Raw genomic sequence first — 13,333 nt, 5'->3', positions numbered from 1 at the left:
GCGCTCCCTTCGGTGGGCCGGATGCTGCGGAGCCGGGCGCCGATGGGTCGGGTGGCCCGGTGATCGCCCCACAAGTTAATCCCCGGTAGCTTCGACTGTCCAGGGTCGGCGTGGGGCCGGAACGGGAGCGTCCGGCCCGCTTCCGGGGCCGGAGGCGCGGGGCCGGGGGCGGCCGGAAGTGAATCCCTGCTAGCCTCCCCGGTCGAGGTCGAACGACCGTCCGAACGTCCGTCCGTCCGTCCGTCCGTCCGTCCGTCAGACAGACAGACAGACAGACAGACAGACAGACCTACCGGCCGGGCCGGAGTGGCGCCGGGCAGTGCGGGGAGGCGTGGAGGGCGGGAGGCCGTGGTGGTGCGACGACCGCCCGCCCGCGCCCGGCAGGCGCAGATCCTGGCCGTGGCCGCGGAGCGGTTCCACCGTGACGGCTACCACCGGGTCTCGATGGCGGAGGTCGCCGCCGGGGTGGGCATCACCGCTCCCGCGCTCTACCGGCACTTCCGGAGCAAGTCCGAACTGCTCGACCGCGCCGTCCGGGTGGGCCTCGGCGCCCTGGCCGAGGGGGTCCGAGCCGCGGACTCGACGGCCTCCCTGAGCGCCGCGCTGGCCGCCGTCGCGGTCGGGCACCGGTCGCTGGGCACGCTGGTGCAGCGGGACGCCCGACTGCTGCCGCCGCACCGGCGGGTGGCGCTCCGCCGTGAACTCCGTGCGGTCGTCGGGCGGATGGTCGTCGTGCTCCGCGCCGGGCGTCCCGAACTCGCCGCCGGCGATGCCGAGGTGATCTGCTGGTCGGCACTGTCGGCCGGGGCCGGGCTGTCCTACCTGTCGGCCGCCCCGCAGCCGCGCCGGGCCGAGCGGCTGCTCCGCGACCTGCTCGGGGCGGTGCTGGCGGTCCGGCTGGACGCCGCCGCCGCGGCCGGGCCGTGGCCGGCTGCTCCCCGTCCGCCCGGCGGCGCGGGCGGGGCGGGGCCGCAGCCGCGCCGGGAGGAGCTGCTGGCCGCGGCCGTCCGGCTGTTCCACCGGCGCGGGTTCGACAACGTCAGCACCGACCTGCTCGGCGCCGCCGCGGTCATCTCGGGCCCCAGCGTGTACCGGCACTTCGACAGCAAGGCGCAACTGCTGGCGGTGGCGCTGGTGCGCGGCCGGGAGCGGTTGTGGCACGAGGTGGGGGGCGCGATCGCGGCCGCACCGGGCGGGCCGGAGGCGGAGCTGGCGGCGGGCCTGGCCGCCTACGTGGGTTTCGCGCTGGGCAACGGGGACTACCTGGGCGTGATGCTGAGCGAGACCGAGCGGCTGGCGCCGACGGACCGGCGGGCGGCGGTCGACTTCCGGCGGGACTTCCTGCGGACCTGGGTCGACCTGCTCGGCCGGGTCCGACCGGAGGAGGACGCGGTGACCGCGCGGATTCGGGTGCACGCGCTGTTCTCGCTGGTCAACGACGGTGTGCGGAACCGTCCGTCCGGTGCGCGTCCGGATCTCGACGACTGCCTGGTGCGGCTGGGCCGGGCCGTCCTGGGGCTCGGCCCCTGAGTCGGGCCGGGCGGGGCGCCGGGGCTCGGGACCCGACGGCCGAGGCCGGGTGCCCGCCCCGTGCTGGGGGCGGGCACCCGGCCTCGGCACGGGCCGGTGCGCCCGGGGGAGGAGTGCCGATCAGCCGCCGAAGCGCGGGGCGATCAGGGCGGCGAGGTTGCCGTTGCCCTGCAGGGCGCCGACGTTCCCGGAGTTGCCGGCCACGGCGAGGCCGTTGTTCTGGTTGCTGGCGCCGGACCCGGTGGCCGTCTGCTGGGTCGTGACCACGTTGCCGTGGACGTTGCCGATGATGTTGTTGGAGCCGGTGTTGTTCACCACGCTGCTGTTGGAGTGGTGGTCCGCGCCGGCGCCGTTGTCGGCGTGGGCGGTGCCGATGCCGGCGAGGAGGAAGGCCCCGAGGGCGGTGACGGCGGCGGCTGCGCGGATACGGGACACGGTGGTCTCCTGAGGGTGGAGTGCGAATGGTGGCGCGTTCCGGAGTGGCCGCTCCGAAGCGCCGTTGCCTGACGTCGCACGACCAGCATTCACCAGCACCGCGGACGAACTCCACCGAATGGGTGGCAATTCGCCCGATGGTGTCATCTGACGGGCATTTCCGCGCTCTTCGTCAGGGCGTCGACGGTTGCCGGTCGGTCCTTCAACTTCCTTTCAGGTGACGATAGTTGGAAGGGCGTCGAACCGATCCGTTGACGCCCGGATGTCAACTCGGGGTTGACCGGGCCCCTTTCCCTAGAAAGAAATGGTCGCCGGATAGTCGCACTGGCACACTGGGGACCCATGTCTGAAGGTCTCCCGCCCGACCATGCCCCCGCCGAGGATCTGCGTACGACCGAGGTCGATCTCGGCGGACTGGTGAACGTCCTCGCCACCCACCTCTACTCCACCCCGCTGGTCGCCCTGCGGGAACTCGTCCAGAACGCCCACGACTCGCACACCCGGCGCCGGCTGGAGGACCCGGCCGGCGGCCACCGCCCGCTGATCCGGGTGCGCGCGGACGCCGGCCGCCGGACCGTCGGCATCGAGGACACCGGGGCCGGGCTGACCGAACCGGAGATCCACGCCTACCTGGCCACCGTCGGCACCGGCTACACCCGGATGCTGCGCGAACTCACCGGCAACCAGGAGCTGATCGGCGCCTTCGGCCTCGGTTTCCTCTCCGCCTTCTCGGTGGCCGACGAGGTCACCGTCACCACCACCTCGCACCGCGAACCGCGACGCGGTCACCGCTACCGCAGCCGGGGCGGCGAGCAGTACAGCGTCGAACCGGTGCCCGCCAGGCCGGTGCCCGGCACCCTGGTCGAGCTCGCGCTGAAGGCCGAACACGCCCACCTCGCCGACGAGTCCACGCTCCGCGAGGTGCTCGGCCGGTACTGCGTACTGCTGCCCGTCCCGGTCTACGTCGGCGACGACGAGCGGCCGGTCAACGACGTCCCGGTGCCCTGGCGGCAGGACGGCGCGGCCGGCGGGGACGGCAGCGGCGGCGGCCCTGCCGCGGACGGCGGGAGCGCGACCGGCCGGTCCGACGGCAGGACGGCCGGCGGTGACGGGTACGCCGCCCGGATGCGGTTCGCCACCGCCTTCGGCCGCCGCTTCGAACCGCTCACGGCCTTCCCGGTCCGTCCCGTCGACGGCGATCCCGCCGAGGGCGGCACCGACGCCGTCGGCCTGCTCTGGGTCCAGGACGGCGGCACCTACGGCAGCAGCGACAACCGCGATCTCGCCGTCTACCTGCGCGGCATGCTGCTCACCGAGGACGCCCGCGACCTGCTGCCCGGCTGGGCGGGGTTCATCGGCGGGGTGGTCGAGTCCAGCCGGCTGACCCCGACCGCCAGCCGCGAGGACCTCCAGCGCGACGACCACTACCGCGCCCTCCAGCGGGCGCTCACCGACGCGGTGGTGGACGGGCTCTACGAGACCGCCCGGCTGCGGCCGGCCGTCTGGCGCCGGATCCTCGCCCGGCACGGCCAGGACCTGCTCGGCGCCGCGCTCTGCGACGAGCGGCTGTTCACCCTGCTCGCCGACGACGTCCCGGTGCCCACCTCCCAGGGCGACCTCACGGCCGGGGCGCTCCGGGCGGCCGGCGGGGGCGCGGTGCACGTCGCGCTCGGCTCCGGCGGTGGCTTCGAGGAGATGCTCTACCGCGCCATGCAGGTGCCGATCGCCCGCGGCGACCGCTACGCGGTGCTGCCCTTCCTGCGCCGCTACGCCGGGCTGCGGGACTGCCGGCTGGTCGAACTCGGCAGCGAGAGCGGCAACCGCGAGCTGTTCCGCGACCCGGAGCGCCCGCTCCCCGCGGACGAGAGCGGCTGGCTGGCCGCCGCCCTCACCGATCCGGGCGAGCAGCTCGTCCCGGCCCGGTTCGACCCGGCCGGGCTGCCGCTCGTCCTGGTGCCGGACCGGGAGGCCGAACTGAAGGCCCGGATCGAGGACGACCAGGCCGACGCCCGGATCCCGTCCGCCGCGCTCCGGCTGGCCAGGTCGTTCACCGCCCGCACCGACGGCGAGGTCAAGGCCCGGCTCTACCTCAACCTGGCCTGCCCGGCCGTCCAGGACCTGCTCACCGCCTACCGGGCCGGTCACACCGGCAGCGCCACCGCCGCCGGGCTGCTCCGCTCGCTCAAGGTGATCATGGCCGCCGCCTCGTCCGGCGCCGCGCCGGGCGGCGCGTCCGGCGACCTCACCGCCGCGCTCGGCGGGATCGGCACCGCGGTCTCCGCACTGACCGCGGCCGTCCCGCCCGGCCTGCCCGCCGTCCCGGACACCCTCGACGGACTCGCCGGGGAGGGCTGACGGGTGGATCCCGCCGGCACCCCGCCGCCTGCCGTACCCGCCTCGGCCGCGCCCGCCGCGCCCGCGCTCGGCCCGTCGGCGGAAGCACCGTCAGTGAACGACTTGTCAGTGGCGACCGCCACACTGCCCACCAGTACGACGCACCACCCGCAGGGGGAGACGGAAGCGGTATGAGCACCGACATCTGGGCCTGGGTCCACGACACCCACCGCCGCCTGGCCGAGGCCGGCCACCACCGGCTGGCCGACGCCATCTACGAGCTCCCCGGCCACGCCAACGAGGGGCGGAACGAGCAGCTCGACGCCGTCTACCCCGAGGCCGTCGCCGCCGCCCGGGCCCTCGACCTGCCCTGGGTCGAGGTCTACCTGCGGCACTGGCGGATGCAGAACCTGCTGAACAAGCGGCACCAGGGCGAACAGGCGCTGCCCGAGGCGGTCGACCTGCTGGAGTTCGCGCACCGCGAGCAGACGGCCGGCTGCCCGCAGTCCGTCTGCGTGGTGCAGGACTTCGCGATCTGCCACGCCCGGGTCGACGGCCCCGGCTACGTGCCCGAGCGGCTCGCCGTGCTCAGCGAGACCCTGGAGCGGATCGAGCCGGCCCGGGCCTGCTTCGACTGCCTCTCCCGGGAGTACTCGGACGCCATGGAGGACGACGGCCGCCCCGCCGAGGCGCTGACCTACCTGGACGCCGCCGCCGGCCGGATGCGTGCGTCCGGCCAGCAGCTCTCGCTCCACTTCCACCACGCCCGCGCCGGGACCCTGCACCTGCTCGGCCGGCACGAGGAGGTGCTCGCCCTCCTCGACACCGCCGAACAGGCCGAGCGCGCCCGCGGCCGGGAGGTCGACGAGAGCGACCGGCGCTGGGGCGCCCTGCTGCGGGCCCGCGCCCTGGCCTCGCTCGGTCGCACCGACGAGGCCACCGGCCTCCTGCCCGGCGCGGCCGAGGCGGAGCGTCACGCCGACCTCCGGCCGGCCTGGACCACCACCGTCGAGCTGCTGGTCGCCGCCGGCGCCCGGGAGAACGACGCCGAGCTGGGCATCACGCTGGCCGGCTGGGTCGGCTACCTCGACGGCACCGGCTCGCACCGGCCGTGCGTCGACCTGCTGCTCGCCGCCGGACGGCTGGCGCTGGCCCGCGGCGCCCGGACGGTCGCACTCACGCTCGCCGCCACCGGCGAGCGCAAGCTCGGCGCGCTGCGCCGCCGGGACGGCGTCGCCGAGCAGGTCGCGGAGCTCCGGGCGGCCGCCGAGGCGCTGCCCCGTCCCGGGCTGCCGGTCCCGGCGGAGGACCTGCCCCGCCACCTCGCCGAGGGCGGGGTGCCGTTCGAGACCGGCGCCGACCTGCTCTCCGTCGCCCTGGACCAGTACCGGGGCGAGCCGTCCGGCGCCACCGCGCTGGTCCTCCTGCAGGCCGGGGTGCTGGGCGGCCTCGGCCACCCGAGGGCCGCCGCCGACCTGCTCTGGCGGCAGCTGGACGCCGACCCGGCGGGCGAGGAACTGCCCGGCACGCTCGGCGCCTTCCTGATCGAGGCCGGCGACGCCGAGGGAGTGCGCCGGCTCGCCGACCGGCTGGCGGAGACCAGCCCGGCCGACGGCCACTGGGTCCGGGCCCGCTGGGCCGCCGCCGAGGGGCGCTGGGCCGAGGTGGTGGAGCAGTGCGAGGCGATCCTGGCGGCGCAGCCGGACCGGGTCAACACCCGTCGGCTGGCCGCCGGCGCCGCCACCGAGCTGGGCGACCACGTCGCCGCGCAGCGCTTCTACCAGGACCTCCTGGTCCATGCGCTGCCCGCGGACACCGCGTCCGAGGAGGAGCTGCACCGGACGGTCCGGCCGGCCGATCTCTGGCACCTGATCACCGCCGCCACCGCCAACCGGGACTGGACGGTGGTCCGTTCCGCCGGCGCCCGGCTCGGCATCGAGTTCGACGAGCCCGAGGGCCCGGTGGACGAGGAGTGGCAGATCGTCACCGTCCGGGCCGGTCGGCGGGACGGCTCCACCGCGGACCTGCCCGCCGTCCGGACCGGGCCGGCCACCGCCCGGATCCTCCCGGTGCTCGGTGACGAGGTGCCGCTCAACCACGGCGACGTGGTGGTCTTCGCCCCCGCCCCGTTGGAGGAGCCGCCCGCCGAGTCCGCCCCGGAGGAGGAGCGGCGTGGCCGGCCGCCGGTGTTCGCCCTGCTCACTCTGCTCGACCCGGCCGGCTACACCACCTACTGGGTGGACGGCGGCTGGCCGGGCGACGAGGCGTGGGCCGAGCTGCGCGAGAAGCTGCGGGGCGAGGGCTACGCGGTCTGGGCGTACAGCGGCGACCAGTACACCATCACCGACCCGGCCGACGAGGACGCCGTGCTGCCCGGGATCTACGCGGCCCTCGCGGTGCCGCCCACCGCGCACGCCGCCGACGCCGACGCGCTGCTGCACCGGTTCACCGACTCCTGGCCGCACCCGCTGGCCTGGCTGGAGCTGGCCGAGGCGGCGGGTGCGGACACCGCCGCGCACCGGGAGGTGATCGAGCGGTACGGGCTGTAGTCCGGAGCCCCTGCGGCCACGGGGCGGACCTGACGGTAGGGGGAGTTCTTGGTGAATGCTTTACTGTTTCATTGCCAAGAGTCGACCCTTCAGGAGTCCGCCCCGTGACCAGCCTCGCCCTCGGCCCGTCCTGGCTCGATCCGACCTACCTGATCTCCACCTTCGAGCTGATCGGCATCCTCGCGATCGTCTTCGCCGAGTCCGGCCTGCTGATCGGCTTCTTCCTCCCCGGGGACTCGCTGCTCTTCACCGCCGGCCTGCTGGTCGCCGGCGACACCTACCTGCAGCAGCCGCTCTGGCTGGTCTGCTCGCTGATCGTGGTCGCCGCGGTGGCGGGGGACCAGGTCGGCTACCTGTTCGGCCGGAAGGTCGGACCGAGCCTGTTCCGGCGCCCCGACTCGCGGCTGTTCAAGCAGGAGAACGTGGAGAAGGCGGCGGCCTTCTTCGACCGGCACGGGCCCAAGGCGATCGTGCTGGCCCGCTTCGTGCCGATCGTCCGGACCTTCACCCCGATCGTCGCCGGGGTGAGCAGGATGAACTACCGCACCTTCGTCCTCTTCAACGTCATCGGCGGCGTGCTCTGGGGCGGCGGCGTCACCGTGCTCGGGTACTTCCTCGGGCAGATCCCGTTCGTCCGGGAGCACATCGAGGCGATCCTGATCGGCATCGTGCTGTTCTCGGTCGTCCCCGTGGCCGTCGAACTGCTCCGCGCCCGCCGGTCCCGGCCGTCGGCCGGGCCGGTGCCGTCCGCCGCGCAGGCCGGGTCCGCCGAGCACGCCCCGCCGGTGTCGGCCGGCGGCCGACACCGCGCCCGGTAGCACCCCGCGCCCGGCCGCGCACCCGCCGCCGCCGCGCCGCCGCCCTGCCGCTCCCGCCGCCAGCCGCCGCACCACCCCGCCTCGTGCGCCCACCCCGCCGGGGAGGAGCCCGGGCGGGGCCGTGCTCGCCGCCGCGTACATGTGCGTCCGGCAGTTCGATCAGGCAAGGTGTATCCGGAGATCGAACGGCGGCCCGGGGTGGCCCGGCGCCGTCAGGGGCGGCAAGGAGTGGAAGTGCCTAAGCGGGGCCGGTCGGGTGGCGGCAAGAGGGCCAGGGGCGGCCGAGCGGCCCGGCCCCAGCGGCAGGCCCGTCCGGCGCCCGGGGCGCAGCCGGTCCACCCGTCGGAGGCGCCGCCCACGGAAGGACTGCTCGGTCACCCCGCTCCCGTCGCCGAGCACACCGTGCTGGTGCCGTTCCTCCTGCCGGCCCCCGAGACCAAGGGCCTGCTGACGCCCGAGCCGGAGCCCGCACCGGAGCCCGCGCCGGAGCCCCTTCCCGAGCCGGAGCCCGGACCCGAGCCCCTCCCCGGGCCGGACCAGCCGCGGGCCGCGGCGTACCGCCGGCGTCCGGGTGCCGAGGACACCCTCACCCCCGAGGAGTGGCGCGCCGCCGGCTACACGCCGCCCACCGGCGTCGCCGTCCCCGCGCTCATGCCCGGAGCCCCGGGCGAGGCACCCTGGCCGGACCGGATGCGCACCCTGCTGCGCATCCCGATGTCCGAGCGCCCGTCCTTCGAGCGGACCGCCCGCGAGCTGCACCCCTCCGCCGGCCGCAACGTCCCCCGCATCCTCGACCTGACGCTCCGTATCGGCGAGCTGCTGCTCGCCAGCGGCGAGGCCGCCGAGGACGTCGAGGCGGCCATGCTCGGCATCGCGCACGCCTACCGGCTGGACCGCTGCGAGCCGCAGGTCACCTTCACCCTGATCGGCATCTCGCACCAGCCGTCGCTGGTCGAGCCGCCGATCACCGCCGACCGCGTGGTCCGCCGCCGGACCTCCGACTACACCCGGCTCAACGCGGTGTACGAGCTGGTCGCCGACATCACCGCCGAGAAGGTGAGCGTCAACGACGCGTACCGCAGGCTGGCGCTGATCCGCCGCAACCGGCACCCGTACCCGGCCTGGCTGCTCGCGCTGAACACCGGTCTGCTGGCCGGCGCGGCGACCTTCCTGGTCGGCGGGCGGATCGACGACAAGGCCTGGCTGGTCTTCATCAGCGCCTTCGTCGCGGCCGTGCTGGGTGACCGGATGGCCTCGACGATCGCCCGCCGCGGGCTGCCGGAGTTCTACCAGTTCGTGCTGGCCGCGATGCCGGCCGCCGCCTCCGGCCTCATCCTCTCCTTCAACGACCTGGGCCTGCGGGGATCCGTGGTGATCACCGGTGGGCTGTTCGCCCTGCTGCCCGGCCGGGCCCTGGTCGCCGCCGTCCAGGACGGTCTGACCGGCTTCTACATCACCGCAGCGGCCCGGCTGCTGGAGGTGATCTACCTGGTGGCGGGCATCGTCATCGGCGTGATGCTGATCCTGTACCTCGGGGTCGGGTTCCAGGCCAAGCTCCGGCCGGACGAGTCGCTGGTCGGGGTCAACTACCCGCCGGTCCAGATGATCGCCGCGCTGGTGCTGACGCTGGCCTTCGCGATGCTGCTGCAGACCGACCGCCGCTCGCTCGCCCTGGTCACCCTGAACAGCGGCATCGGCTGGGCCAGCTACGGCGTGCTGGTCTACAACGCCGCCATCTCGCCGATCGTCGCGACCGGCGTGGCGGCCGGCCTGGTCGGCCTCTTCGGGCAGCTGATGGCCCGCTACCGCAACGGCTCCGCGCTGCCGTACGTGACCGCCGCGATCGGGCCGCTGATGCCCGGCTCGGCGCTCTACCTCGGCATGCTCTCCTTCGCCCAGGGGCACGCGAGCGGGGGTCTGGTCCAGATCACCCGGGCCGCCGCGATCGCCCTGGCGCTGGCGATCGGGGTGAACCTGGGCGGTGAGATCGCCCGTCTCTTCATGAAGCTGCCGGTCGGTGTCGAGCGGCCGTCGCTGGCCCCGGTCGTCCCCCGGCGGGCGGCCAAGCGCACGCGGGGCTTCTGACGCCCCCACGGGCACGGGTTCGGACGCCGTTGGCCCCCGGGCCATGTCGTGGCAGAGCGGACGCAGTACCAGGAACGAAGGTAAGACGCATGACCACACTGCTGGACGGCTACCGCGACCACATCGTCGCCACGCACAAGCAACCGCTGCTCCTGCTGCTGGTCGGGTTCATCACGTCCTTCGTCTTCATCCGGTTCAGCGTGCGGATGATCAGGGCCCAGGTGCGCTGGTGGCCCGGCAACGTGACCCCCGGTGGGCTCCACATCCACCACATGGTGTTCGGTCTCGGCTTCCTGCTGGCCGGGGGGATCGGGGTGTTCGCCACCTACGGCGGGCACCCGTGGATCGACGTCTTCGGGCTGCTCTTCGGCATCGGCTGCGGTCTGGTGCTGGACGAGTTCGCGCTGATCCTGCACCTCGACGACGTGTACTGGAGCGAGCAGGGCCGCAAGTCGGTGGACGCGGTGATCTTCGGGATCCTCTTCACCGGCCTGCTGCTCATCGGGTACGTGCCGCTGGGTGTGGTCCCCGGCGAGGAGACCAGGTGGGGGCTGGTCACCGTGATCTCGATCAACGCGCTGGCCTCGATCGTGACCCTCCTCAAGGGCAAGGTGTGGACCGGTCTGCTCGGGATCATGGTGCCGGGCCTCTCCTGGATCGGTGCGATCCGGCTGGGGCGGCCGAGCAGTCCTTGGGCGCGCTGGCGCTACGCCACGCGCCCGCGCCGACGGGCGCGTGCGCTCCGGCGCGAGCGCCGACTGCACCGGCGTGCGGACATCGCCCGCACCTGGCTTTTCGACCTGATCGCGGGCGCCCCCGACAAGGTGCCGGCGAACCATCCCGCCGCGCACCGGGTGGCCGAGCGGATGGCCGCCCGGGCCAGTGCCCACCTCGACGCGCACACCGCCCGGGCACTGGCCCGCCGGTCCGCCCGGCTGGCCGACCGCCGCTCGGCGGCGGGCGCGGCGGAGCACGGGGCCGGAGGCCGGGGGGCCGGCGGCTTCGGCGGGTACGGCGCTCCGGTGGACCCGCCGGGCCGGGAGGGCGGCGCGCGGCAGCGCCGGCGCACCGTCCGGGCCGGCCGCAGCCGGACGTACGCGGCCCGTCCGACCGGTCTGGAGGCCCGGCCCGACCGCCCGCGCCGGTTGCGGACGCACACGCCACGGATCCGCCGGTAGTGCGTGTACCTTGCGTTGGAGCAGGTCCGAGGCCATCGGGTCGGGGCCAATGTCCGGTCAGATCATCCGATAGTCACCCGGCCGGCGGGTGCGGGCTTCAGGTGTGAAAGCCGCCCGGCTTGAGAACATGGCGGTCAGTGACCGTCTTGTCACGCAATGGGATGGTTCGTCCGGCTGTCATCGGCGGACGGGGGTCGTCGGGCCGCCCGGTCGTCGGGCCGTCGCCGGGCCGGTGCCGGATCTCGCCGAACGGGCGTGGTTCCGCCGCCGCCGGGTACGGCGGGCCGTCCTCCCCCGTGACCGTTCGAAGGGGTGACCCGTGGCGCGCAGAATCCTGCCGACCCTCCTGATTGCCCTCACCGCCCTGCTCGGTCTCCTTCCCGCGGCGACGGTCGCCCCAGCCGAGCCGGCCGCCCCAGCCGAGCCGGCCACCTCCGCCGAACCGGGCGCTGCCGCCCCCGTAGCAGCCGGGCCGGGGGAGGGGGCGTACCCGTCCGCCCAGGAGATCGACGAGTCCCGGGCCGAGGCCGACCGCCGGGCCGGCTCGGTCGCGGCCATCGAGGCCGGCCTCACCGCGGCCAAGGGCGAACTCGACCAGGCCGGCCGCACCGCAGAGCAGGCCGTCGAGGCCTACAACGGCGCGCAGCTCGGCCTCACCCGGGCCCGCGTCGAGGAGTCCGCCGCCGTCGACCGGGCCGCGGCGGCCGAGGCCGATCGGGTCGAGGCCGCCGAGAGCGCCGCCCAGTTGGCCGCCGAAACGTACCGGCAGGGCACCAGCGCCGGGCTCTCCGCCGTCAACGCGCTCCTCGGTGCCCGGGGGCCGCGCGAGGCGGGGGACCAGGCCGCCGTGGTCGGTGTCGCCAGCGACCGGACCCGGCAGATCCTCGACGCGGCGGTCTCGACGGCGGAAGCCGCCGGCCGGGCGTCCAGCGCCGCGCGGGTCGCCACCGAGACCGCCGCCCGGGCCGCAGCTGAGGTCGGCGCGGCCCGGGAGCGGGCCGAGGCCAGGCTGACGGCGCAGCAGGAGCAGGTCGTCGCGGTCGGACTGCGGCGGGAGCAACTGCTCGCCGACCTCGCCGCCGCCCGGCACACCACCGTCGAGATGGAGCGGCAACGGCGCGAGGCACTGGAGGCGATCGCCGCCCGGGAGGCCGAGGCCGCCGCCCGCGCCGCTGCCGAGAAGGCCGCGGCGGAACGGGAGGCCGCGGAGCGGGCCGCGGCGGAACAGGCAGCCGCCGAGCGGGCCGCGGCGGAGAAGTCGGCTGCCGATCGGGCGGCCGCCGAGAAGGCCGCTGCCGAGAAGGCCTCCGGGGCGGCGAAGGGGCCCGCCGCGCCCGCCGCCGCCCCGCCGCCCGCCCGGCCCTGGTCGGCCGAGGGCGCCGCCGCCGCGGTGGCCTTCGCGAAGTCCAGGATCGGCCTGCCCTACGTCTGGGGCGGCGAGGGGCCGGGCGGCTACGACTGCTCGGGGCTGACCATGATGGCCTGGCGTCAGGGCGGCAAGCCGCTCAACCACTTCGCCGCCGACCAGTACGCGCAGTCCTCCCCGATCACCTACCGTCAGCTGCGTCCCGGGGACCTGGTCTTCTGGAGCTCCACCGGTCGTGCGGCCGACATCCACCACGTCGGTCTGTACATCGGCGACGACCAGATGATCGAGGCCCCCCGCCCGGGCACGCGGATCAAGCAGGCCAGCCTCTGGATCATGGGCACCCCCGACTTCTACGCCCGCCCCTGACCCGGGCCCCTCGCCGATGCAGGGTCCCCAAAGCCCCGGCAGAATCTCACGGCACTCGGCAGATGGACGGCAGATGTGCCACTGCCATGAGACCTGCCGTTCAGGGCTTCACTCGTGGGTGGTTCGGGCGGTAGCCCGGGTCGCCGGGGACGGGCGCTCAGCGCCTCGTCTCGTACCTGGTCAGGACCACGCCGCAGGGGAGCGTCCGCGTCTCCACCAGGTTGAGGTTCACCCAGTTGTCCAGTGCGGTGAAGAACGGCGTGCCGCCGCCCACCAGGACCGGCGCGGTGGCCAGCACGTACTCGTCAATCAGCCCGGCCCGCACGGCCGCCCCGGCGAGCGTCGCGCCGCCGATGTCCATCGGGCCGCCTTCCTCGGCCTTGAGCCGGGTGATCTCGGCGACCGCGTCGCCGGTGACCAGGCGGGTGTTCCAGTCGACCTCGTCGATCGTCGAGGAGAACACCACCTTCGACATGTCCCGCCAGCGGCGCGCGAACTCGATCTCCGCCGGGGTGGCGTCGGGCCGCCGGTCGCCGGTCGGCCAGTAGGAGCTCATCGTCTGCCACAGCTTGCGCCCGTACAGCGTCAGGTCGGTCGCCTGCAACTGGTCGGACCAGAACTGGAACAGCTCGTCGCTCGGCACGCTCCAGCCGATGTCGTCGCCGGGCG

General features: G+C 74.9%; 9 protein-coding genes. 7 read left to right on the top strand and 2 right to left on the bottom strand.

The genetic code is table 11. The annotated features are described in order from the left end of the window. Positions 1-348: 348 nt before the first annotated feature. Entirely contained in the window at positions 349-1,530 is a 1,182-nt protein-coding gene (locus PUR56_RS38185) for a TetR/AcrR family transcriptional regulator (protein ID WP_329952343.1), read from the top strand. Positions 1,531-1,650: 120 nt separating this feature from the next. On the opposite strand, the gene PUR56_RS38180 is transcribed toward PUR56_RS38185, so the two are convergent. Beyond that, positions 1,651-1,965: a hypothetical protein gene (locus tag PUR56_RS38180; RefSeq protein WP_329952342.1), complete on the bottom strand. Its 315-nt coding sequence runs from the start codon at positions 1,963-1,965 to the stop codon at positions 1,651-1,653. A gap of 342 nt (positions 1,966-2,307) precedes the next feature. On the opposite strand from PUR56_RS38180, the gene PUR56_RS38175 reads away from it, so the two are divergent. The 6 genes from PUR56_RS38175 to PUR56_RS38150 all read left to right on the top strand — a co-directional run bounded on the left by PUR56_RS38175 (position 2,308) and on the right by PUR56_RS38150 (position 12,664). Further along, the gene (locus PUR56_RS38175; RefSeq protein WP_329952341.1) at positions 2,308-4,320 is read left to right on the top strand and encodes an ATP-binding protein; all 2,013 of its coding nucleotides are present in this window, start codon (positions 2,308-2,310) and stop codon (positions 4,318-4,320) included. A gap of 170 nt (positions 4,321-4,490) precedes the next feature. Next, entirely contained in the window at positions 4,491-6,848 is a 2,358-nt protein-coding gene (locus PUR56_RS38170) for a hypothetical protein (RefSeq protein WP_329952340.1), read from the top strand. Between the two features lie 104 nt (positions 6,849-6,952). Beyond that, complete coding sequence (locus PUR56_RS38165; RefSeq protein ID WP_329952339.1) at positions 6,953-7,666, top strand: DedA family protein; 714 nt, start codon at positions 6,953-6,955, stop codon at positions 7,664-7,666. 234 nt (positions 7,667-7,900) lie between these two features. Further along, positions 7,901-9,751, top strand: coding sequence for a threonine/serine ThrE exporter family protein (locus tag PUR56_RS38160; protein WP_329952338.1), 1,851 nt, complete (start codon positions 7,901-7,903; stop codon positions 9,749-9,751). A gap of 89 nt (positions 9,752-9,840) precedes the next feature. Further along, complete coding sequence (locus PUR56_RS38155) at positions 9,841-10,929, top strand: hypothetical protein (protein WP_329952337.1); 1,089 nt, start codon at positions 9,841-9,843, stop codon at positions 10,927-10,929. A gap of 319 nt (positions 10,930-11,248) precedes the next feature. Further along, positions 11,249-12,664 (top strand): C40 family peptidase, encoded by a 1,416-nt coding sequence (locus PUR56_RS38150; protein ID WP_329952336.1) that lies wholly within the window; start codon positions 11,249-11,251, stop codon positions 12,662-12,664. Positions 12,665-12,821: 157 nt separating this feature from the next. Here PUR56_RS38150 and PUR56_RS38145 read toward each other — a convergent pair. After that, positions 12,822-13,333: dihydrofolate reductase family protein (locus PUR56_RS38145; RefSeq protein ID WP_329952335.1), on the bottom strand; the 512-nt coding region annotated here is incomplete at its 5' end.

Origin of the sequence: Streptomyces sp. BE303 (assembly GCF_036290945.1) — a bacterium.
Lineage (GTDB): Bacteria > Actinomycetota > Actinomycetes > Streptomycetales > Streptomycetaceae > Kitasatospora.
This window is presented reverse-complemented; position numbering and strand designations above follow the sequence as displayed.

Bases quoted from the DNA above. Each gene is read 5' to 3' on its own strand.
- PUR56_RS38155 (WP_329952337.1), top strand. From the start codon at position 9,841: ATGACCACACTGCTGGACGGCTACCGCGACCACATCGTCGCCACGCAC.
- PUR56_RS38175 (WP_329952341.1), top strand. From the start codon at position 2,308: ATGTCTGAAGGTCTCCCGCCCGACCATGCCCCCGCCGAGGATCTGCGT.
- PUR56_RS38170 (WP_329952340.1), top strand. From the start codon at position 4,491: ATGAGCACCGACATCTGGGCCTGGGTCCACGACACCCACCGCCGCCTG.